This is a genomic window from Plantactinospora soyae (assembly GCF_014874095.1).
GTDB classification, from domain to species: domain Bacteria; phylum Actinomycetota; class Actinomycetes; order Mycobacteriales; family Micromonosporaceae; genus Plantactinospora; species Plantactinospora soyae.
Genome location: NZ_JADBEB010000001.1, coordinates 6,149,216 through 6,170,091, shown reverse-complemented (window position 1 = coordinate 6,170,091; position 20,876 = coordinate 6,149,216). Strand labels below are relative to the sequence as shown.

Annotated in this window: 20 protein-coding genes and 1 tRNA gene; 5 read left to right on the top strand and 16 right to left on the bottom strand. The window is 71.2% G+C overall.

Features of this window, described 5'->3' with window-relative positions; genetic code table 11:
* Positions 1-2: 2 nt before the first annotated feature.
* The 15 genes from H4W31_RS26880 to H4W31_RS26805 form a co-directional block, all read right to left on the bottom strand.
* Positions 3-713: an alpha/beta fold hydrolase gene (locus tag H4W31_RS26880; protein WP_192769186.1), complete on the bottom strand. Its 711-nt coding sequence runs from the start codon at positions 711-713 to the stop codon at positions 3-5.
* On the bottom strand, positions 710-1,948 hold the full coding sequence (fdhA, locus tag H4W31_RS26875; RefSeq protein WP_192769185.1) for a formaldehyde dehydrogenase, glutathione-independent: 1,239 nt from the start codon (positions 1,946-1,948) through the stop codon (positions 710-712). Before fdhA ends, H4W31_RS26880 begins: the two co-directional genes overlap by 4 nt.
* Positions 1,949-2,025: 77 nt before the next feature.
* Positions 2,026-3,063 (bottom strand): aromatic ring-hydroxylating dioxygenase subunit alpha, encoded by a 1,038-nt coding sequence (locus H4W31_RS26870; RefSeq protein ID WP_192769184.1) that lies wholly within the window; start codon positions 3,061-3,063, stop codon positions 2,026-2,028.
* A gap of 40 nt (positions 3,064-3,103) precedes the next feature.
* Positions 3,104-4,108 (bottom strand): PDR/VanB family oxidoreductase, encoded by a 1,005-nt coding sequence (locus tag H4W31_RS26865; protein WP_318783423.1) that lies wholly within the window; start codon positions 4,106-4,108, stop codon positions 3,104-3,106.
* 217 nt (positions 4,109-4,325) lie between these two features.
* The gene (locus H4W31_RS26860; protein ID WP_192769183.1) at positions 4,326-5,000 is read right to left on the bottom strand and encodes a response regulator; all 675 of its coding nucleotides are present in this window, start codon (positions 4,998-5,000) and stop codon (positions 4,326-4,328) included.
* Positions 4,987-6,594, bottom strand: coding sequence for a sensor histidine kinase (locus H4W31_RS26855; RefSeq protein WP_225945700.1), 1,608 nt, complete (start codon positions 6,592-6,594; stop codon positions 4,987-4,989). Before H4W31_RS26855 ends, H4W31_RS26860 begins: the two co-directional genes overlap by 14 nt.
* A gap of 151 nt (positions 6,595-6,745) precedes the next feature.
* Positions 6,746-8,446: a dihydroxy-acid dehydratase gene (ilvD, locus tag H4W31_RS26850; RefSeq protein ID WP_192769182.1), complete on the bottom strand. Its 1,701-nt coding sequence runs from the start codon at positions 8,444-8,446 to the stop codon at positions 6,746-6,748.
* Positions 8,443-9,864, bottom strand: a complete 1,422-nt coding sequence (locus tag H4W31_RS26845; protein ID WP_192769181.1) for an FAD-dependent oxidoreductase — start codon at positions 9,862-9,864, stop codon at positions 8,443-8,445. Before H4W31_RS26845 ends, ilvD begins: the two co-directional genes overlap by 4 nt.
* Before the next feature lie 92 nt (positions 9,865-9,956).
* Positions 9,957-10,214, bottom strand: coding sequence for a hypothetical protein (locus H4W31_RS26840; protein ID WP_192769180.1), 258 nt, complete (start codon positions 10,212-10,214; stop codon positions 9,957-9,959).
* Positions 10,211-11,338, bottom strand: a complete 1,128-nt coding sequence (locus H4W31_RS26835) for a hypothetical protein (RefSeq protein WP_192769179.1) — start codon at positions 11,336-11,338, stop codon at positions 10,211-10,213. Before H4W31_RS26835 ends, H4W31_RS26840 begins: the two co-directional genes overlap by 4 nt.
* Positions 11,335-11,871 (bottom strand): UGSC family (seleno)protein, encoded by a 537-nt coding sequence (locus tag H4W31_RS45040; protein WP_450091424.1) that lies wholly within the window; start codon positions 11,869-11,871, stop codon positions 11,335-11,337. Before H4W31_RS45040 ends, H4W31_RS26835 begins: the two co-directional genes overlap by 4 nt.
* Before the next feature lie 273 nt (positions 11,872-12,144).
* Positions 12,145-12,474 (bottom strand): muconolactone Delta-isomerase, encoded by a 330-nt coding sequence (locus H4W31_RS26820; RefSeq protein WP_192769176.1) that lies wholly within the window; start codon positions 12,472-12,474, stop codon positions 12,145-12,147.
* A 103-nt stretch (positions 12,475-12,577) separates the two neighbouring features.
* Positions 12,578-13,384: a 4-carboxy-4-hydroxy-2-oxoadipate aldolase/oxaloacetate decarboxylase gene (locus tag H4W31_RS26815; protein WP_192769175.1), complete on the bottom strand. Its 807-nt coding sequence runs from the start codon at positions 13,382-13,384 to the stop codon at positions 12,578-12,580.
* Positions 13,381-14,115, bottom strand: coding sequence for a PIG-L deacetylase family protein (locus tag H4W31_RS26810; protein WP_192769174.1), 735 nt, complete (start codon positions 14,113-14,115; stop codon positions 13,381-13,383). The genes H4W31_RS26815 and H4W31_RS26810 overlap by 4 nt, the downstream gene beginning before the upstream one ends.
* Positions 14,116-14,543: 428 nt before the next feature.
* The gene (locus H4W31_RS26805) at positions 14,544-15,875 is read right to left on the bottom strand and encodes an LLM class flavin-dependent oxidoreductase (protein ID WP_225945699.1); all 1,332 of its coding nucleotides are present in this window, start codon (positions 15,873-15,875) and stop codon (positions 14,544-14,546) included.
* A gap of 489 nt (positions 15,876-16,364) precedes the next feature.
* On the opposite strand from H4W31_RS26805, the gene H4W31_RS26800 reads away from it, so the two are divergent.
* The 4 genes from H4W31_RS26800 to H4W31_RS26785 all read left to right on the top strand — a co-directional run bounded on the left by H4W31_RS26800 (position 16,365) and on the right by H4W31_RS26785 (position 19,566).
* On the top strand, positions 16,365-17,369 hold the full coding sequence (locus H4W31_RS26800) for an aliphatic sulfonate ABC transporter substrate-binding protein (protein WP_192769173.1): 1,005 nt from the start codon (positions 16,365-16,367) through the stop codon (positions 17,367-17,369).
* Complete coding sequence (locus H4W31_RS26795; protein ID WP_192769172.1) at positions 17,366-18,208, top strand: ABC transporter permease; 843 nt, start codon at positions 17,366-17,368, stop codon at positions 18,206-18,208. Before H4W31_RS26800 ends, H4W31_RS26795 begins: the two co-directional genes overlap by 4 nt.
* 20 nt (positions 18,209-18,228) lie before the next feature.
* The gene (locus tag H4W31_RS26790) at positions 18,229-18,939 is read left to right on the top strand and encodes an ABC transporter ATP-binding protein (RefSeq protein ID WP_450091434.1); all 711 of its coding nucleotides are present in this window, start codon (positions 18,229-18,231) and stop codon (positions 18,937-18,939) included.
* 543 nt (positions 18,940-19,482) lie between these two features.
* A tRNA-Leu gene (locus tag H4W31_RS26785) sits at positions 19,483-19,566 on the top strand.
* Here H4W31_RS26785 and H4W31_RS26780 read toward each other — a convergent pair.
* Positions 19,548-19,928: a hypothetical protein gene (locus H4W31_RS26780; RefSeq protein ID WP_192769170.1), complete on the bottom strand. Its 381-nt coding sequence runs from the start codon at positions 19,926-19,928 to the stop codon at positions 19,548-19,550. The two genes, H4W31_RS26785 and H4W31_RS26780, sit on opposite strands and share 19 nt — an antisense overlap.
* A 48-nt stretch (positions 19,929-19,976) precedes the next feature.
* Between H4W31_RS26780 and H4W31_RS26775 the strand changes: the two genes are divergently transcribed.
* Positions 19,977-20,783: an SCO6745 family protein gene (locus H4W31_RS26775; RefSeq protein ID WP_225945698.1), complete on the top strand. Its 807-nt coding sequence runs from the start codon at positions 19,977-19,979 to the stop codon at positions 20,781-20,783.
* The last annotated feature ends 93 nt before the right edge of the window (positions 20,784-20,876 follow it).

Here is a 20,876-nt window from a genome sequence, read left to right as displayed (position 1 = left end):
GCTTAGCCGACCAGCCGCAGGAGCGCCTCGGCGAGCGCCTTCGGCGCGGTCACCATGGCCTCGTGCCCGGTCGGCAGGTCGAGCACCCGCCAGCCGCGGTCCCGGGCCCGCTGCGCGTACGGGGTGAAGACCCGCATCCAGTCCACGCACTCGACGAACGCCCCGGGTACGTCGTCGACGGCCGCGCCGATCCGCAGCGGCTCGGCGTAGCTCCGCCAGGGGTGCGGGGTCAGCCGTGGGGTGAGCCAGTCCAGGTCGTCCGGCTCGGTGACCCCGAGGACCTGCAACGAGCGCGGCGGGATGAGCCAGCCGTGTCCGGGTCCCGCGACCGACTCCCGGTAGTGCCCGGCGACGTGTGCGGGCAGCAGGTCGATGGCGGCCTCGCCGTCGGTCGGCAGGAACGCGTCCAGGTACACCCGCTGGCGTACCCGGGCCGGCCGCCGGTCGGCGACGCCGGTGATCACCATGCCGGCGTAGCTGTGCCCGACCAGCACCACGTCGCCGTCGCCGTCGGTCTCGGCGTCGATCAGCCGGACCACGTCCTCGACGTGTGTTTCCAGGCCGACCAGTGGACTGATCAGGTGGGCCCGGTCACCGACCCCGGTCAGCGTCGGGGTCAGCACCTCGTGGCCGGCCGCGCGCAGCGCCGGGGTGACCCGGCGCCAGCACCAGCCGCCGTGCCAGGCGCCGTGCACCAGCACGAACGTGCTCATCCGGCGGCCACCGCCGAGGTCGCGCCGACCATGCCGTGCGGATCGATCACGTACTTGCGGGCGGCACCGCCGTCGAAGTCCGCGTAACCCTGCGGCGCGTCGTCGAGCGAGATCACGGTGGCCCCCACGACGTCGGCGATCGAGACCCGGTCGTGCAGGATCGCCATCATCAGGCTGCGGTTGTAGCGCATCACCGGGCACTGGCCGGTGGTGAAGGAGAGTGACTTGGCCCAGCCCGTGCCGAGGCCGAGGCTGAGCGATCCGCGTCGGGCGGGCTCGTCGACCGCGCCCGGGTCGGCGGTGACGTAGAGGCCCGGGATGCCGATGGCGCCGCCCGCCGAGGTCAGCTCCATCAGCGAGTTCAGCACGGTGGCCGGCGCCTCCTGCGCGGCTCCGGCGCCGTGCCCGCGCGCCTCGAAGCCGACCGCGTCGACGGCGGCGTCCACCTCGGGTACGCCGAGGATCTGCTCGACCTGGTCCGCCGGGTCGCCGAGCGAGACGTCGACCGCCTCGAATCCGGCACGCCGAGCCCGGTCGAGCCGCTCCGGGATCAGGTCGCCGACGATCACCACGGCCGCGCCGAGCAGCCGGGCGCCGGCCGCGGCGGCGAGTCCGACCGGGCCGGCTCCGGCGACGTACACGGTGGAGCCCGGCCGGACCCCGGCGGTGACCGCACCGTGGAAGCCGGTCGGGAAGATGTCCGACAGCATCGTCAGGTCCAGGATCTTCGCCATCGCCTGGTCCCGGTCCGGGAACCGGAGCAGGTTCCAGTCCGCGTACGGCACCATGACGTACTCGGCCTGGCCACCGACCCAGCCGCCCATGTCGACGTAGCCGTACGCCGAGCCGGGGCGGTCCGGGTTGACGGTCAGGCAGATCCCGGTCTTGCCCTCCTTGCAGTTGCGGCAGCGGCCGCAGGCGATGTTGAACGGCACCGAGCAGAGGTCGCCGACCTTGACGAACTCGACGTCGCGACCGACCTCGACGACCTCACCGAGGATTTCGTGGCCGAGCACCAGGTCCCGGGGGGCGCTGGTCCGTCCCCGCACCATGTGCTGGTCGCTGCCGCAGATGTTGGTCGTGACGACCTTCAGGATGACGCCGTGCTGGCACTGCCGGCCGACGTTCGCCGGATGTACGCCCGGCCCGTCCCGAAGCTCCAGCGTCGGGTACGGAATCTCCTGCACCTCGACCTTGCCCGGCTCGACGTACGCGACCGCCCGGTTGCCTGCCATCGGTTTCCCTCTCCCCTGCCTCGCTGGTCGTCTGCTGGTCCGTCGTCGCCCGCCGGGCGCCACCGCGCCAGGTGGAACTACCGCCCGGCCGGTACGGCGCCGGAGTTCTCCTCGGCCGCCTCGGCGGCCAGCATCTTCTGTAGTACCCGGCGCCCCCGCAGCGCGGCCAGGTCGGACCGGATGCTCGACTCCACGGTCCGGCGCCGCTCGGTGGCGTACATCAGTTCCTGCACCTCGAGGGCGTCCACGTCCTCGCCCATCACGGAGAGCTGCTGCTGGTGCTGGAACGCGGTCAGCTCCGCGTCGTCGACCGCGTAGTCCCGGGCGAGCGCGTAGAAGTCGTGGCACTCGTTCTCGGTCGACGGGGTCATTCCGTACAGCACCTTCATGTGGAAGCCCTCGGGCTCCTCGGTACCGGTGGCGGCCAGCCGGATGTTGAGCAGGAACACCCCCGGCGGATGGAACTCGCCGTCCTGCCAGCGGTCGACCAGACCGGTCAGCCCCATCGACTTCTCGTAGAACGGCGGCGCCTGCACCCCGATCATCCGGCGTTGGAAGAAGACCCTCGGACCGGAGGTGGTCACCTCGATCGGGGTGGCGGCGACCGCCGCGTTGCCGATCGTCGACGGGTGCAGGAACGTCTCGTGCGACAGGTCGAGCAGGTTCTCCACCAGCAGCAGGTGCCGGGCCTTCAGCGGCAGTACGCCCTTGACGTGTGTCCAGTTCGGATCGGTCAGCCACGAGGTGTCGGGCAGTTGGGATTCGTCGGCCCGGTCCGGGTCGCCGGGCCAGATCCAGACGATGCCGTCGCGTTCGAGCAGCCGGAACCGGCGGGTGGCGGCCCGGGGCTTGTCCTGCTGCTCGGCTACCCCGACGCAGCTGCCCGTCGCGTCGAACCGGTAGCCGTGGTAGTTGCACTCCAGCACGTCGCCGTCGAGCCGGCCCAGCGAGAGCGGGAACTTGCGGTGTGGGCAGCGGTCCTCGAGGGCGACCGGGGTGCCGTCGCCCAGCCGGTAGAAGCAGACCGGATTGCCGGCGATCCACCGCTGGGTCAAGGTACGTCCCACCTCGTCCGACCACGCGGCGAGGTACCAACCGTTCTGGACGTGTGGCATCAGATCTCCTTGGCAGTCGTCATGGTGCGGCGGGCGCACGTCACAGGTCGAGTACCAGCCGGTCGCCGAGGGCCCGGGAAACGCAGATCATCATGGTGTCGCCGGCCTCCTGCTCGTCCTCGGTCAGCAGCGAGTCCCGGTGCGCCGGCACGCCGTCGAGCACGGTCGTCTCGCAGGTTCCACAGATTCCCTCCGTGCACGAGGAGAGGACGTCCACCCCGGCCTGCCGTACCGCGTCGAGGATGCTCAGCCCGGGCGGCACCGCCACGGTCAGGCCGGACCGCTGGCAGATCACCTCGATGCCGCCGTCGGGTTCGTCGGCGGCCGGCTGCGGCACCGCGCTGAACCGTTCGACCCGCAGGTTCCCGGCCGGCATCGACTGGCACCGGGAGCGCATCGCGTCGATCAGTCCGGGAGGACCGCAGCAGTAGAACAGGGTGCCCGGGTCCCGGTCGGCGAGCACCGTGGCCAGGTCGAGCTGGCCGGACTCGTCCTCCGGGCGCAGGCGCACCCGGTCGCCGTACCCGGTCAGTTCGTCGAGGAAGGCCATCGAGGAGCGGCGGCGTCCGCCGTACCACAGCACCCAGGGTCGGCCGGCGCGTTCCGCCGCGTGCACCATGGTCAGTACGGGGGTGATCCCGACCCCGCCGGCGACGAAGACGTACCGGTCGGCGTCGTCGAGCGGGAAGTTGTTCCGGGGTCCACGAAGGACGAGTTCGGTTCCCTCGACGGCGTGGTCGTGCAGCCACGCGGATCCGCCGCGTCCCGCCGGCTCGCGCAGTACGCCGATCCGCCAGCTTCCGGTCTGTGCCGGGTCGCCGCAGAGCGAGTACTGCCGGACCATGCCGCCCGGCAGGAGTACGTCGACGTGCGCCCCCGGCGTCCATTGTGGAAGTGCCTGCCCCGTCGGGCGGGCCAGGGCCAGTTCGAGGACGTCGTCGGCAACCAGCCGGCGCCGGACGACGCTGACCGCGATCTCCTGGTCGGCGCCGGGCGCTCCGACCCGTGGTCCGGAGTCGCCGGAGACGCGTGACGCGGGTGCCACCTGTGGAGGTGCTGCTGGTCCCACCACCGACGAAGTCCCTCTCCCGCCCCGGCGGGGGAGCCTTCCTCCCCCGGCCCTGCGAGACTAGGTCGGCCGGACGGGAGCGGGCCTCACGCGAATGACGGCACCCGGCGGACACTCTGTAGCAGTGCGGCTACGTCATCCGTCGCATTCCGGTCACCGCCGCCCACCGCGCCCCGGGGGCGTACCGGAGGACTCAGTCCGATCCGGGCGGCGGGACCAGGCCCTCCCGGATCGCGACCAGGGCGGCCTGGGTCCGCGAGGTCAGGTTGAGCTTGCTGAGCACGTGGCTCACGTGGGTACGCGCGGTCCGCTCGCTGATCACCAACTGCTCGGCGATCTGCTGGTTGGACCGCCCCTCGGCCACCAACGCCAGGATGTCCCGCTCGCGTGGGGTGAGGGCGGAGAGCCCGACGTCCCGGGAGACCATCTGCCGGGTCAGCCGTCGGGTCACCGCGGCGTCGAGGTGCACCTCGCCCCGGGCCGCCGCGAAGATGGCCTGCATGACCTCCTCCGGCTCGGCGTCCTTGAGCAGGTAGCCGGCGGCGCCCGCCTGCAACGCCGTCTGCACCCGCTCGACCTCGCCGAAACTGGTCAGCACCACGACCCGGACGTCCGGATGGCGGCGGGCGATCTCCCGGATCGCCGCGATCCCGTCCATCCGGGGCATGACCAGGTCCATCAGCACCACCTCGGGCAGCCGGTGCTCGGTCGCCAGCCGGGCGAGCCGGTCGATCGCCTCCTGGCCGTCGCTGGCCTCGGCGACCACGTCGACCCCGTCGACCACCTCGAGGTAGGCCCGCAGACCTCGGCGGACCACGGTGTGGTCGTCCACCACGAGTACCCCGATCCGGGCGTCACGCTCGCTCAAACCTGCTCCTCGGATCGTGCTGCACGGCGCCGGGGGTGCCGGCGGCCAGTAGTCGGGGGAAGACGGCCCGGACCTGGAAGCCTCCGCTGGGCAGGCGGCCCGCCTCGAGGGAGCCGCCCCAGCGTTCGGCGCGTTCCTTCATCGACACCAGTCCCAGTCCCAGCGTGGGGTTGCCGTGCCGACCGGCCCCGGATCCGTCGTCGCGTACCTCGATGTCGAGGCGGTCGTGCAGCGGTCCGGTCACCTGGAGGCGGACCCACGCCGTACTCGCCTGCGCGTGCTTGACCACGTTGTGCAGGGCCTCCTGCACGATCCGGTACAGGTCCTCCTGCGCCTCCGTCGGCACCTCCTCCAGCGACTCCGGAAGTTCGATCATGATCCGCATGCCGGTACGGGCCTCGGTCGAGGTCACGTGCACCCGGAGCACCTCCAGCAGGCCGACGTCGACCAGTTCGGCGGGGCGCAGTTCGAAGATCAGGTCACGGAGGTCCGCCAGGGCCGTCTTGGACAGGGTGATCAGCTCGTCGGCGATCGGGCCGAGATCGGTGACCACCGCCGGGGCGCGCTGGTTGATCCTGGCCCGGAGCGCGCTGGACTGCATCCGCATGGAGAAGACCCGTTGCACCACCGAGTCGTGCAGGTCCCGGGCGAGCCGCTGGCGCTCCTCCCGCCGTACCTCGTCGCGGGAGGCGGCGAGCAGCCCGGCGTAGTCGACCGCCATCGCGGCCTGGTCGGCGATCGCGGCCAGGAACTCCAGTTCGGCCGGCCCGGGATCCTCGCCGGGGGTGAAGAAGGCGTTCAGCACCCCGACGCAGAGGTCACGTGCCGACAGCGGCATGCTGACGAAACTGTCCCAGTCGACCGCGCCCATGATCCCGTGCAACGGCTCCCAGGCGGGGTCCCGCATGATGTCGGGCTTGCGGTGCAGTACGACGATCGGTGCGCACCGGACGGCGGCCTCGAGCATCTTCAGCTCGGCGCCCCGGCGGCGGCACTCGGCGAGTTTCTCGCTGAAGTTCTCGACGTCGAAGAATCCGGCCTCGCCCATCATCCGCAGTTCCCGCTCCTCGCCGTGCAGGGTGAGAATCTGCACGGCGGCCAGACCGGTGGACTCGAACACCGCCCGGGCCAGCGCGTCCAGGGTGGCGCTGAGCCGTCCCGCGTCCGCGACGCTCGACGCGGCGCGGGCCACCGCCGCCAGCCGCCGCTGCTGGCGACGCGCCTGCGTCACATCGGTGATCGAGACGACCACGCGCCTCGCGCCACCCAGGTCCACCCAGGCGGCCCGGTACTGCAACAGGCGTCGCCCGCCCGGACCGTCCAGGCTCACCGACGCGTCGTCCGGTACGCCCTCCGGCCGTCCCGGATTGCCGTCCTCGATCGTGGTCAACTGCCACGGCCAGGGCCGGTCCAGCAGGGTCGACGCCGCCTCGCCGAACATCTCGGCGGCGGTGGGGTTGAGCCACCGCACCCGGTGTCGCTCGTCGAGCACCGCCAGCCCGCCGGACGCGACCTGCCCGATCGCCTGGAGCAGCGCGAACTCCTGCCCCGCGACCACGGCTGCGGTGCCTTCCGCCGGTGACGTCGTCGTCATGATCCTTTCCCGCTGCGCTGAGCGGCCATTGCCGCCTTGACCAGCGGCAATTCCGTTCGATCAGAATATGGGGACCGTCAAGGGCCCGGCCGTGACCGAGTTCGGCCGCAGCGGACCGCCCGCACCACGGTCACGTCGAGTCATCACGCGACTACTCTGTCGCGACACTTCGGGGCAGTCGACCGCCCAGCGTGGCCCCCTCGGTCAGCGGGCCCACCTCCCGGGCGTAGACGGAGAGCCAGCCACAACCGACCGCCGGTACGGGCGCCGGCAGCCGGTCCCGGCGCGCGGCCAGGGTCGCGTCGTCCACCAGCAGGTCGACGGTGCGTTCCCGGACGTCCACGGTGATGACGTCGCCGTCGCGGACCAGGCCGAGCGGCCCACCGGTGGCCGCCTCGGGAGCCACCTCGCCGACGACCAGACCCTTGTTCACCAGGCCGGAGAGCTGGCCGTCGGTGATCACCGCGACGTGCTCGCCCAGGCCGGCACCGTCGAGCGCGAAGACGAACGCGGAGGTCAGGCCCATTCCCGGCGAACCGCGCAGGCCGAGACCGCTGAGCACCAGCACCTCGCCCCGCTGGACCTCGCCCCGCTTGATCGCGGCCAGCCCCTCCTCGCGGGAGGTGAAGACCCGCGCCGGTCCCCGGAACCGCAACGGCGCGTCGTCGGCCACCGTACGCTTGATGATCGCTCCGTCCGGGGCCAGCGAGCCGCGTACCACCACGATGGCCGGATGCCGGGCCAGCGGGTTCTCCAGCGGTCGGATGACGTCGGCGTCGGCCACCTCGACCCCGGCCAGCAGTTCGCCGAGCCGGGGGCCGGTGACCGTGGCCGCGTCGAGCCGCAGCAACGGCGCCAACTGCTTCAGCAGCGCCGGCGTACCCCCCGCGTCCTCGAACTCGTCGACGTGCCGGTCGCCGTTCGGCTTCACCCCGGTCAGCAGCGGCACCTGCGCGGCGAGTTCCTCGAACAGGCCCGCGATGTCGACGGCGCACTCCGCCTCCACCGCGACCGCCTGGAGGTGCTTGAGCGTGTTGACCGAGCCACTCACCGCGAGAATCGTGGTAACCGCGTTGCGGAAGGCGTCCGCCGTCAGGATCTGCCTCGGCCGGACGTCCTCGGTCACGAGTTCCACGATCCGTTCACCGGCCCGCCGGACCGCCCGCCACATCCGGTCGCCGTTGGCGCGTACCGGAGTGCTGCCGGCCATCGACATGCCCAGCGCCTCACAGGCGATGTGCATCGAGTTGGCCGTACCCATCCCGGCGCATACCCCGGGCCCGCCGATCGCGCACTCGCTCATCTCGCTGAGCTCGTCGACGGTGAGCCGCCCGCTGGCGACGTGCCCCGCCCGCAGGAAGATGTCCTCGAAGTCGATGTGCTCGCCCCGGTACCGCCCGGTCGCCTGGTACCCGCAGGCCACCACGATGGTCGGAAGGTCGAGCCGGGCCGCGGCCATCAGGTGCGCGGGTGCCGTCTTGTCGCAGGACGCCAGACAGACCATGCCGTCGAGCTGGGCGCCCTCGACCGCCACCTCGATGTCGTGCACGATCAGGTCCCGGCTGGGCAGGATGTACTGCCCCGCGCGGCCGGCACTGGTGATCGCGTCGCTCGGCGCGGCGGTCCGTACCTCGAAGGGCACCCCGCCGGCGGACCTGATCGCGGCCTTGAGCGGCCCCACGATGTCGTCGAGGTGGCTGAAGCAGCTCGCCAGGGCCGACGAGCTGTTCACGATGGCGATCTTCGGTTTGACCTCGTCCTCGGCGGTCAGGCCCATCGCCCGCCACTGGGCCCGGCGCATCGCCCACCGGGTGGTGCCGGGTTCGAAGTTGCTGCGCAGCTGGCGGGTCATCGGTGCTCCCCGGTGCCGGCGCCCGCGCTGTCCGTGGCAGCGGTGTCCGTGGCAGCGGTGTCCGGCGCGAGGTCGGTGCCGAGGTAGGCGCCGTCGCCGGTCAACCGTTTCTGCAAGGTGGCGATGTCGACGTCCCGGAGCGCGACGCCGGCCGACAGCGCGAGGTCGGCGGCGGTACCGGCGGCCTGCCCCATCACGAAGCACGGCCCGGTGACCCGGGCGGAGGACTGCCCGCGTTGGGTCATCGACGCGCACCGGCCGGCGACGAAGAGGTTCTCCACCACCTGCGGCAGCATCATCCGGTACGGCAACTGGTTGAATCCCCGGGACGCCGCGTCGGCACGCGGGAACCGGAACTCGACGTCCCCGGCGACGTGCGCCTCGACCGGCCAGCCGTTCACCCCGATGGTGTCCGGGAAGTCGACACAGTCGAGGATGTCGTCCTCGGTGAGCTGGTACGGGCCGACGATCCGACGGGTCTCCCGGATGCCGATCTGCGGTGAGAGGTCGACGACGTACGAGTCCTCGAAGCCCGGCGTGTGCTCCCGGATGAAGGCGAAGGCGTCGCGTACCTGCCGGCGGCCCTGGATCTCGCCGTGGGTCAGCCCGTCGACGTCGGTGCCGTCCACCGCACTGCCGTCCGGATTGCTCAACTGGGTCAGGTTGGCCCGCCACTCGAGCGGGTTGCGCTGGGGCCGGACGATCGGCTTCTTCCGGGGGAACGTGTGCGTGCCGGCCCGCTCCGCCTCGTCCATCAGCCGGGCGACGGTCTTCCACGCCTGCCCGGCGCGGGCGGCGTCGACGCCGTTGATCCGGAACATCAGGGACGGGTAGAGCAGTTTCTCCGACACCTCGTACGGCGCACCGGACCAGGCGGCGAGGTCCCCGTCCCCGGAGGCGTCGACGAACACCCGGCCCCGGATCGCGCTCCGGCCGGACTTCGACTCGACGATCACGGCGTCGATCTCGGTCGGACCGGCCATCGACACCCCGACCGCCGTCGCGTGGAACAGCAGCTTCCCGCCACCGGCCAGGACCAGGTCGTCGGCGGCCATCTTGTACGCCGAGATGTCGAACGCCTGCGCCATGATCCGGTCGGCGACCGAGAGGTGCGGCGCGTTCAGCCCGTCCATCCGCTCCAGCCGGTCCAGCAGTTCGTCGGTGAGTCCCCGGATCACCCGCTGGTGCTCGCCGTGCACCCGGGCGTGCAGGCCGCAGAACGTACTCAGCCCGCCCATCGTGCCGGCGCCGCCGAGGAAGCCGTACCGCTCCAGCAGGATGGTCGACCGGCCGGTACGCGCCGCCGCCGCCGCGGCCATCAGGCCCGCCGGTCCGCCGCCGACCACGACCACGTCGTACTCGCCGCGTACCGGGGTGGCCCGTTCCGGTTCACGGATGTGGGTGTCTCCGACTGCCATGGATCGCCTTTCGCACGGGTGGTGGTCGCCGGTGAGCTGCCGGCGGTCGGTGGTCGGCGTACCGGTGCAATGACCGCGCGGCCGTCGGCGCGTCAGTGGTCGGCGGGAAGTTCCACCCGGCCGATCCGGTAGCCGGTCCCCTCCAGGGCGCTGTCGAGGATGGCCTGCATCACCGGGGCCGGCACGAGGCAGTCCGCGCAGGCGTCGGCGGTCGCGGCGACCCGGAAGGTGACCGCGCCCTCGCCGTCCAGTTCCCACGTCGCGGCGTAGCCGTCCCGGGCCAGCACCGTCACGGTGTCGGCGAACGCGGTCTCCAGGGCCGGATCCGTGGTCTTCTGCTCAGTGGTCATCGCACATCCTTCACTCGGGCGGTGGCCGGGGGGCCACCTCTGGGTCCGAACGTCTCGGCGACCGCCGAGACGCCAGCGTTGGAGGCACCGGCGACGACGACCACGACCGCCTCCGGTGAGTTGAGCACCCGGACCTGGTCGGTCTCGCCGTCCAGCACGGCGTCCGGATGTTCCCGGGGGATCCGCCACCGGGTGTTGCGGGACACCGCGCCCTTGCCGACCGCGTCCAGCGTCGCCCGGCTCTGCACCGCCTTGTCGAAGAGCGCCTGTCGTACGTCCGCCTTGGACATTCCCGCCCGGGCCAGCAGGTTCGCGTGCTCCGGCCCCAGCACGACACACGCGCTGATGGTCTCGTGCACCAGCGCACCGGTCCGGGCGACGGTGTTGGCGAGGTCATTCAGAAGCTGGTCCGACTCGATCGTGTGCCGGGCCTCGATGTGCACCACCGACCGGGTCATCATCGCCGTCACCGCGCTCTGCCCGGCCTCGAAGCCGAGGTCGGTGTGCAGCGCTGGCCAGGGACTCTCCTCCTCGTTCTCGGCGATGCAGCAGGTGTACTTCGCCGGTGTTCCCTGGGTCGCCTGGTCGAGGACGTGCGGACGCAGCCCGAACGCGTTGATCGCGGTCAGCCGGATCGCCCGGCCGATCGTCGCGTTGGCCCGGAAGCCGGAGCCGAAGATGTTGCCCCGGCTGTTGATCTCCAGTCGGTCCCGGGCCGGCCCGTTCACGATCAGGAAGGTGCCGTTTCCGGTCGTGCTCTGCCAGATGCCCTTGCCGGCGTACCCCTCCTCGGCGAGCGCCGCCCAGGCGGCGAGCACCACCGGGAAGTACTCGGGGCGGCAGCCGGCCATGGCCGCGTTGACGGCGGCGAGACGTACCGAGCAGGTCCGGTTGAGGTGCGGCATGGCGAAAATGATCTCGTCGGGATCCTGGTCCACCTCGGCGAGGAACTCGGCGAGCAGGCTCTCCGAGCACGGCACCACGGGCAGGCCGTCGGTCCAGCCCTGCGCGTAGTAGTGCTCGATCACCTCGCGCGCCGCCACCGGGTCCAACGCCGACGGCGCTGCCGGTGGCGACTGGTCCGGGCCGCCGCCGACCCCGGACGGGGCAGCGGTGGTCGTCACTGCTCCACCCCCAGGATCCTCAGCAACCGGGGCAACATCGTCCGTACCCTCTCCTTGACCTCGGGCAGCGTCAGACTCGCCACCGGATGCGGGACCGTCACGTACTCGAACCCGGGGAAGCCCAGCGCCTTCGCCATCGCGTCGGCGGGCACCCGGAAGGCGTCGGTGCAGATGCTCACCGTCGGGATCCCGGCACGTTCGAGCAGAACTCCGTCGGCCAGACTGGCCGCGCTGCAGGAGCCTCAATCACCGACCGCCGCGACGGCGAAGTCACACTCCTGGACGATCCGCTCGATCTGGGTCTGCTCCACCGGGGTGCCGAAGTAGGGCTTGGTGTAGATGACGAATTCGCGGAGGCCGTATCCACGCTGGAGCTGCTCGCCGAGTTCCTGTAGCAGGACGGCGGCATTCGGCTTGGTATTGTTCAGCAGACCGAGGGTTCGGCCACGCAACGTACCCGGTCGCGGCGCGAGGGTGGTATTCGAGGTAAGGTCGCCGTTACCGGTGGGATCGATCAGTGGTTCCACTGCCATTGTGGTGACGTCCTCCCGGATCTCGCTGAATCGATCCCCGCCCGAGCGTTCCCCCCGTTGTCGGGCAGGCCGGAATGGCACACCTCGACGAATGCTTCGAACTGTGCGACACCATCGCCATCCGTCGGCGTCAAGATAGAAAATATGGAATACGGCGGGCCGGGTCGATACGCAAATGACGGGCCACCGTGGCCGATCGGGGCGGGTCCGGGTACGTCATTTGACGCACCCGGAAGACCCCCGACGACCACGGACGACGGCCCGGAACCTCTGCTACCCGGGTACCGGACCGGACGCCGGTGCGGTCGGAGCCACCGGCGGCGTTCCCCGTTCCTGCGGGTGGACCGCGAGCGGCTGGATCTCGATCTCCAGCCACGGGAACATCGGCAGCGACGACAGCGCGTCGTGCAGCGCGGTGGCGTCGTCGGCCTCGTACAGGCCGATCGCGTGCTGGGTGCCCGGCACCCGCCACAGCCTGCGCAGAATGCCCGCGTCCCGCAGTTCCTGGGCGACGCGACGTTCCTTCGGGCGTAGCTCCTCACGGAGCCGACGGGACTCCTCGTCGGCCGGCATCCGGTTCAGTTGTCGTACCAGAAACTCCATCAGGCAGGTTCCTCGATCATGCTGGTGCCGACCGGCGTGGCGGCATGCCCGGAGGTCGGTCGATCGGGTGTGGTGACGACCAGGTGCTGGTCGGTGAGCGGCGTCAGGAGGCTGCCGGGCCGGTCGATCCGCGCCCGGACCCGTCACCACCCGACGCGTCGCCGTCGGTCCCGTCGTGGTCGCTTCCGTCGCCGTTGGTTCCGTCGCCGTTGGTTCCGTCGCCGTCCGGGGCGTCGACGTACTGGACGCCGAGCCGGTCCAACAGCGGCCGGAGGTTGTACATGTCCAGGCCGAGTACGCCGTCGGCCAGTTGCCGACGCTTCTCCTCTTCCTTGTCCTGCCGTTCGGTGCCCGCCGCGGCGACCGCCTGGGCCCGCTCGCGCGGCACCACCACGACCCCGTCGTCGTCGGCCACGATCACGTCGCCGGGCCGTACGTATCCGCCGCCGACGACCACCGGGACGTTCACCGAGCCGGGACTCGCCTTGACCGTCCCCTGCGAGGAGACCGCCCGTGACCACACCGGAAACCGCATCTCGGTCAGCTCGGCCACGTCCCGGCAGCCCGCCTCGATGACCAGGCCGAGCACCCCACGGGCGCGCAACGAGGTGGCGAGCAGTTCACCGAAGGCGCCGTCGGTGCTCGGCGAGGTGAAGGCCACCACGAGGACGTCACCGGGCCGGGTCTGTTCGACCGCCGCGTGGATCATCAGGTTGTCGCCCGGCTGGGCCGAGACCGTGACCGCCCGACCGGCGATTCGGGCGCCGGGGTAGATCGGCCGGAGCAGGTGGCCGAGCAGCCCGGTCCGCCCCTGCGCCTCGTGCACCGTCGACACGCCGAGTTCGCCGAGGCGCTTGACGGCATCGGCCGGCGGCGCGACGGTGGTCCGGACGATGACGTGGCCGCTCACAGGAGTTCGCTCCCGACTACCGGGAACACCCGCTGGAAGGCCTCGGCGTGGGTGATCGAGCGGGGACCGCCGTTGCGGACCGCCTGCACACCGCGCCGGACGCCGAGATCGGTGTAGTACGCGACCAGGTGACCCTGCGCCCCCATGATCCGCATCGCCTCGACCTTCCGCTCGAAGACCTCGGAGATGTCGAGCAGCAGGTTCGGTACGAAGTCGCACTGTTCCGGCTGGTGCGGCTCGAACTGCAGCACCTGGGTGGCCCCGATCGGCTGGCTGGAGCGGTCGTGTCCGGCCGCCTGGGCGACCATCCGGGACCGCAGCACGATCTCGTGGGTGAGCGAGTGGTCGAGGTTGTAGGGGTCCTTGACCGGGTGGGTGATGATCGTGGCGGGGTTGATCCGCCGGATGGTCGCGGTGACGCTGTCGTAGAGCGCGTCGGTCGCGCGCAGCGGGTAGTCTCCCACGTCGAGGAACTCGATTTCGGCGCCGAGGACCTTCGCCGCCCGGCTCGCCTCGTCCCGTCTCGCCTCCTTGACGCGTTCGAGGGTCATCCCGGGCTGCTTCCACAACCCTTGCGATTCTCCCTTTTCGCCGAAGGTAAGGCAGAGCACGTGCACCTGCTGACCCCGGGAGGCGCTCAGTGCGACGGCACCACCGGCGCGCCAGACGAAATCGGCGGCGTGCGCGCTTACCACAAGGACCGGTCCTCGACCGGTTGCGGACGCTGTCATCGACAATCCTTTCCGAGCGGTTCCGCGAACGCGTCCGTCAGGTCACGCCGGAACCCGCCATGCATGTCGGAGGCAGACCGATCATAGGTGTGGACAACACCATTGCCAATAACATTGTCAACAATCTCCCCTCGTTCCCGCGCCCCGGACGAGGACGGCGAGCAGTTCACAATGCCGACGAGCGAGCGGGTATGCTGCGGGCCGCCGTACTGGAATAGCCAGAATCCGCGGTACGGCCGGCGCGGCGACCCGCAGGACCCGCGCGACCGGATAGACAAGTCGACGTCTATCGATACTGAGACCGGCGACACCACATCGGACGATCGGGCCACCCCCGCCACGCGGACGATTCGCGTGACGGGCGGCGGACCGGGGTAGCGGGGCCGTCTCGGCCGGATTGCCGTGCCCTGCGGGATGCGACGGACGAACTACCGGGTGGCGGCGCGAGCCGGCGTCGACGGAGCTACGTCCGTCGCCAGTTGCCCCGCAGCGGCCCGGACACCGTCCCCAGTCGACCCACCGTCCCCGGCGGGGCTCGTGGAACCCTCGGCGCCGGCCGGAGCACCGGATCCTCCGTTGGTCACCGCGATCGGGCCGTCGGCGGCCGGTCCTCTGTTAGTCGCCGCGAACGGGACGTCGGCGACCGGGGCGGCCGGCTCGCCGTCCGGGTGCCGCCACAGTCCGCGACGACGCAGAATCGGCAGCACCCCTTCGCCGAACCAGTACGCCTCCTCCACGTGCGGATGTCCGGAGAGGATGAACTCGGTGATCCCGAGAGCGTGGTACTCCGCGATCCGGTCGGCCACCTCGGCGTGGCTACCGACCAGCGCCGTACCCGCGCCGCCCCGGACCAGGCCCACCCCGGCCCACAGGTTCGGCGACACCTCCAGTCCGTCCCGGGATCCGCCGTGCAGGGCGAGCATCCGGCGCTGCCCCTCCGACTCGCTGCGCCCGAGCCCGGCCTGAACGGCCCTGATGTCCGACTCGGCGATCCCGGCGAGGAGCCGCTGCGCCTGCGCCCAGGCCGCCTCCGAGGTGTCCCGGGAGATGACGTGCAGCCGGATCCCGAACCGCAGTTCCCGCCCGGCCTCGGCGGCCAGCCCTCGAATCCAGGCCAGTTTCTCCGCCACCTGTGCCGGCGGCTCGCCCCAGGTGAGGTAGACGTCGCTGTGGCGTACGGCCACCGGGCCGGCGGCGGCCGACGAGCCACCGAAGTAGATCGGCGGGGCGGGCTCGGGTACCCGACTCAACCGGGCCTGCTCGACCCGCAGGTGCGTACCGGTGTGCGTCACCGTCTCGCCCCGCCACAGTCCCCGTACGACGTGCAGGAACTCGTCTGCGCGGGCGTACCGGGCGTCCTTGTCGAGGAAGTCGCCGTAGCCGCGCTGCTCCTGCGACTCACCGCCGGTGACGACGTTGAGCAGCAGCCGTCCTCGGGACAGTCGCTGGAAGGTCGAGGCCATCTGGGCGGCCAGCGTCGGCGAGGTCAGTCCGGGCCGGAACGCCACCAGGAACTTCAGCCGCTCGGTGACCTCGGTGAGCATCGCGGTGCTCAGCCAGGCATCCTCGCACCAGGCGCCGGTCGGGGTGAGCGCGCCGACGAACCCGAGTTGCTCGGCGGTCCGGGCGATCTGGCCGAGGTACGCGACGGTGGCCGGCCGGGCACCCCCGGCGGTTCCCGCCGGCAGGCCGTGGCCACCGCCGACGATGTCCCGACTGTCGCCGTAGGTGGGCAGGAACCAATGGAAGGTGAGCGTCATGGTGTCTCTCCAGTCACGGGTGGGCACGCGGGCGTGAACGGCGAGGTTCGACGGCCGGTGGACGGCTGACGGCTGGCAACTGGCGGGACGGACGGCGGTGCCATCCGATCTCCGACCTCGACACTCTATCCACAAATCCTATCGGTTTAGTAGGCTGCAATCCGGAGCCGACCACCGGCCCCGGCACGCGGTCCGGCGTGCCCGAACGCAGTCCACCGGCTGCCCGAACGCAGTCCACCGGCTACCTGAACGCGGTCCTCCGCTCGCACGCGATCCCCCGCTCGCACGCGGTCCTCCGCGCCACGCGGTCCGCCGTCCAATGTGGCCGGCTGCTGGCCGTACACCGGTCGGCCGTTTGTCCCACCCGGCCCGCGTCCGGCCGGACCCGGTCCGCCGCCGTGCCCGGTCCGCCGCCGTACCGGTCATCCCCGCCGCATTCGAGACCAGCCGGCCCCGCCGGACGGATTCCTTCCCTTCAGGAGCATCCCCATGTCCCACCCCGTCAGGACCGTTGCCGACCGTCCCCGAGCCCTGTTCCGTGCCCCGCGAGGGCGTCGCCCCTTCCTCGTGGGCCTGCTCGCCGTGGCCCTGGTGACCACCGGGGCGACCAGCGGATGCGGGCAGGAGAGCGCCGACGCGGACGCCGGGAAACTGCGCGTCGGTTACCAGCGGTTCGGCGGGCTCAGCCTGGTGAAGGCCCGCGGCGAGGCGCCGGACGCCGACTGGTCGCTGTTCGAGAGCGGGCCGGCGCTGACCGAGGCGCTCAAGGCCGGCGCGATCGACATCGGCCAGGTCGGCGAGGCGCCACCGATCTTCGCCGCCGCCGGCAAAATCAAGTTCCGGATCATCGGTACGTCGGAACCGGTGCCACAGGGCGAGGCGGTCCTGGTCAAGGAGTCGAAGGGCTTCCGCACGTTCGCCGACCTGAAGGGCAGGACGGTCGCCCTGAACAAGGGATCGAACGTCAACTGGCTACTGGTCCGGCTACTCGAGGCGCATCGGATGACCCTCGCGGACATCAACGTCAAGTACCTCAAGCCGGCGGAGGCACGTCCGGCGTTCGACAACGACCAGGTTGACGCCTGGATCATCTGGGACCCGTACTTCGCCCTCGCCGAGCAGCCCGGAGTGAAGATCCTCGCCGACGCCACGGGACTGGCCAGCAATCGCGAGTACATCCTGGTATCGCCGGAGGCGCTGGAGCAGAAGCCGGACCAGATCCGGACGTTCCTGGAGACGTACCGGAGCACCACCGACTGGGGCATCGCCAACCCGCAGGAGCGGACCAGCATCCTGGCGCCGGAGCTGAAGATCGACGAGTCGACGACCGCCCGCGCCCTGGCCCGCAGCGCGAAGCCGCTCGCACCGGTGGGCCCGGAGATCGGCGCCGAACTACAGTCCATCGCCGACGGCTTCACCGAACTCAAGCTGATCCCGGGTACGGTCGACATGGTCTCCCTGGTGGACGACCAGTTCAGCGGGGTGTTCCGATGACGAGCACCCTCGTCGGTACGGTCGACGGCTCCCCGGCCTCCCCCACGCCGGCCCGCAGCGACGTACGCCGGAGTGTCCGTCCGGGTCGACGCTGGCGCCGCGCACTCACCCCGGTCGGCCTGCTCCTGGTCTGGCAGGCGGCGGCGCAGACCGGCCTGCTGCCACCGGAGAAGCTCTCCGCGCCCAGCGAGGTGGCGCGGACCGGTTGGCGGCTCGCCCGCGACGGCACCCTCGGCATCCACCTGCTGGACTCACTCACCCGGGCCGGGATCGGACTGGCCATCGGCGGGGTCCTGGCCCTGCTGCTCGGCGCCACAGCGGGACTGCTCCGGCTCGGGGACGACCTGGTCGATCCGCCGGTACAGATGGCCCGGATGCTGCCGCATCTCGGGCTGGTACCACTTCTGATCATCTGGGTCGGCATCGGCGAGTCACTGAAGATCACACTGGTCGCCCTCGGGGCGTTCTTCCCGATCTACTTCAACACGTACGCCGGGATCCGAGACATCGACGAACGCCTGGTCGAGGCGGCCCGGGCCTGTGGCCTCGGTCAGCTGGCCCGGCTCCGCCACGTCGTGCTGCCCGGCGCGCTGCCGTCGCTCTTCCTCGGCCTCCGGCTGGCCCTCGGCGCCGCCTGGCTGAGTCTCGTGGTGGGCGAGCAGGTGAACGCGCAGACCGGGATCGGCTTCCTGATGATGGAGGCCCGGGAGTTCAGCCAGACCGACGTCGTCCTCCTCGGCCTGCTCGTCTACGCACTCCTCGGGCTGCTGTCGGACCTCGCGCTGCGTACGGCGGAAAGGAGAACCCTGACATGGCGACGCGGACTCCAGGCGAGCTGAGCACCGCCACCCGGCCGGTCATCACCGCGCACGAGGTACGCCGGTCCTTCGGCGGGACCGTCGTGCTCGACGGCGTCGACCTGGCCATCGCTCCGGGCGAGGTGGTGGCACTCTTGGGCGGCAGCGGCTCCGGCAAGAGCACCCTGCTACGTATCCTGGCCGGTCTCGACCCGGATGCCAGTGGCGAGATCTCCCGGACCGGCAGTCAGGCCGTCGTCTTCCAGGAACACCGGCTGCTGCCCTGGAAGCGGGTGGTCGACAACGTCTCGCTCGGGGTGACGGGCGGCGACGTACGCCAGCGGGTGAGCGCCGCGCTCGCCGAGGTCGGGCTCGCCGACCGCGGGCGGGCCTGGCCGGCCGAACTCTCCGGCGGGCAGGCACAACGGGTCGCCGTCGCCAGGGCGCTGGTCCGGGAGCCGGCGCTGCTGCTCCTCGACGAGCCGTTCGGCGCACTCGACGCGCTCACCCGGCTCCGGATGCAGACCCTCTTCGGCCGGCTGCACGCCGAGCACGGTTTCGCCGCCCTGCTGGTCACGCACGACGTGGACGAGGCACTGCTGCTGGCCGACCGCACCCTCGTACTCGACGGCGGACAGATCGTGGAGAACGCACCGGTCCCGCTGACCCGGCCGCGCGCCCCCGACGATCCCGGCTTCGGCCCGGTTCGTCGCCACCTGCTCGACCGGCTCGGTGTGCGACCCGGCTCCGATGGTGGCTCCGCCCTGCACTGAGTGAGCCCTGCTGCACCCACAGTGCGTCCATCCGCCGCCGGTTGGTTGCGCCGCAGCGCAGCCGTCGTACCGCTTGGGGCTCCCGCTCACACCGCCGTACGTCCTCGGCCCTCCGGCGGTTGGCGACGTGGATCACGGGCTCTCTCAGATGATCAAGGGCAGCGCAGCCATGAGGTGGGGGTTCCCGGCGGCCAAGTGATCAACCGGCGCGGTTCGCAGGTTCGGGTCGCGGGGCGTAGGTCCGCATCCCTGCGTACGGCCGGGTCCGACCCGGCGTGATCGGGGGCGCTCCTGGAGGTTGCTCGGCCACGCTCGACTCAGGCCGCCAGGGGTCGTCATCGGGGGGCGTCGAGCCCCGATCCAACGGTGCGACGCGGGAGATCATCATGGCTCGGAACTGCCGCCGGAGTGCCCGGACGCCCCGCGGACCAGCCGCTGTGCATGATCCATGAGTGCCGTGTACAGTAGTGCCCCGTGCGGCCCTACGGGCGGCCGATGGGCGATGTAAGCGCTCAAGGGGCCAAAGGTAGGGTTGACGAGTAGGTCCGGGTGGCGGAATGGCAGACGCGCTAGCTTGAGGTGCTAGTGCCCGTAAAGGGCGTGGGGGTTCAAGTCCCCCCTCGGACACAGATTTTACGCATCGGTGCGCAGTCCATCATGATGCTGGTCAGCTCGGGGATGTCCACCCGGCCGACGTCCCGGAAGATCCGGCTGACCTGCGCGTTGACCTGGTCCAGCGCCTGGTTGCCGAAGCTCGCCAGCGCCTCGGTGTTGGACAGCATCGTCGGGTAGAGCTGCCGGGCGGCCTGTCGCGCCTGGTCCAGCTGCCCCGGGGTGAGCAGGTCCCGGCAGGAGAAGGTGGCCGGCTCGGCGCCGGTGGCCAGCGCGGTGGTGATGGCGGAGTCGGCGACCGCCGGGCCGGCAGAGGGAAGAACGGCCTCAAGATGCCGTGGACCGTCGGGCGAGAGGTACGCCGGCGGCGCCTTCATCTCGTGGCGGCTGGCATGATGTCGGCCATGATTGGTACATCGCGTCGCATGTTCGAGCTCATGGAGCCGATCTGCCTGGTCACCTTCTTCGCTGACGAGTGCAAGGAAGAGCTGGCCGCGCTCGGCCACCGCACCTATTGGGACGGCTACTTCGCCAGCCGCGCCGCCCCGCTGGGGCGGGTCCCGGCGCAGGTGGTGCACGCGGCCTTTTACAGCTTCGCCGAAGCGGAGGCCGCGCGGCACATCCCGAGCGCGTGGGAGATTATCGCGCCCGAGGCATCGGTCGCCGCGCGGGAGCGGGGCAGCGCGGCCTCCGTACGGCGGATTCTCGGTGATGAGCTGGCCAACTCCCCGGGCCTGGTACGCGCCGCCGACCTGACCACCAAAGCGGCGACGAACGCGCCCACAGCAGGTCGGGTGATGTACGCTGCGATGCGCACTCTTGCGGTGCCCAGCGACCCGGTCGCCCGGCTGTGGCACTCCGCGACCATGCTGCGCGAGCACCGCGGTGACGGGCACGTCGCCGCTCTCGTCGGCGCGCGCATCGGCGGCACGGAGGCCCACGTGCTCAACGCGCTGGCAATGGGCATCCATCCGCCGGAGTCGTTCGGGCGTATCCATCACCTGCCGAAACAGCGGCTGGCCGCGGTCATGGACGGCTTACGCGAGCGGGGGCTCGTCGACACCGACGGCCGGTTCACCGACGCCGGCCGCGAGACCTACCAGCGCATCGAAGCACTTACCGACGAGCTCGCCGCCCCGCCGTACGAAGCACTCTCCACCGCCGAGCTCGACGAACTGGTCGCCGAGCTCGAACCCATCACCGCGACGCTGGTGGCCGCGAAATCGCGGTGACGAGCAGCGACTGCCAGGAGGCAGTCAAGGCCCACCACGCCAAGACGAAGTACCCTTCTGCCGCGTGACCGTGGAGGAGCCCCGGCGACCGGT

Excerpts from the sequence above, each read along its gene's own strand:
- H4W31_RS26880 (WP_192769186.1), bottom strand. The coding sequence starts at position 713 with ATGAGCACGTTCGTGCTGGTGCACGGCGCCTGGCACGGCGGCTGGTGC.
- fdhA (WP_192769185.1), bottom strand. The coding sequence starts at position 1,948 with ATGGCAGGCAACCGGGCGGTCGCGTACGTCGAGCCGGGCAAGGTCGAG.
- H4W31_RS26870 (WP_192769184.1), bottom strand. The coding sequence starts at position 3,063 with ATGCCACACGTCCAGAACGGTTGGTACCTCGCCGCGTGGTCGGACGAG.
- H4W31_RS26855 (WP_225945700.1), bottom strand. The coding sequence starts at position 6,594 with ATGACGACGACGTCACCGGCGGAAGGCACCGCAGCCGTGGTCGCGGGG.
- ilvD (WP_192769182.1), bottom strand. The coding sequence starts at position 8,446 with ATGACCCGCCAGCTGCGCAGCAACTTCGAACCCGGCACCACCCGGTGG.
- H4W31_RS26845 (WP_192769181.1), bottom strand. The coding sequence starts at position 9,864 with ATGGCAGTCGGAGACACCCACATCCGTGAACCGGAACGGGCCACCCCG.
- H4W31_RS26840 (WP_192769180.1), bottom strand. The coding sequence starts at position 10,214 with ATGACCACTGAGCAGAAGACCACGGATCCGGCCCTGGAGACCGCGTTC.
- H4W31_RS26820 (WP_192769176.1), bottom strand. The coding sequence starts at position 12,474 with ATGGAGTTTCTGGTACGACAACTGAACCGGATGCCGGCCGACGAGGAG.
- H4W31_RS26810 (WP_192769174.1), bottom strand. The coding sequence starts at position 14,115 with ATGACAGCGTCCGCAACCGGTCGAGGACCGGTCCTTGTGGTAAGCGCG.
- H4W31_RS26805 (WP_225945699.1), bottom strand. The coding sequence starts at position 15,875 with ATGACGCTCACCTTCCATTGGTTCCTGCCCACCTACGGCGACAGTCGG.
- H4W31_RS26800 (WP_192769173.1), top strand. The coding sequence starts at position 16,365 with ATGTCCCACCCCGTCAGGACCGTTGCCGACCGTCCCCGAGCCCTGTTC.
- H4W31_RS26795 (WP_192769172.1), top strand. The coding sequence starts at position 17,366 with ATGACGAGCACCCTCGTCGGTACGGTCGACGGCTCCCCGGCCTCCCCC.
- H4W31_RS26780 (WP_192769170.1), bottom strand. The coding sequence starts at position 19,928 with ATGAAGGCGCCGCCGGCGTACCTCTCGCCCGACGGTCCACGGCATCTT.
- H4W31_RS26775 (WP_225945698.1), top strand. The coding sequence starts at position 19,977 with ATGTTCGAGCTCATGGAGCCGATCTGCCTGGTCACCTTCTTCGCTGAC.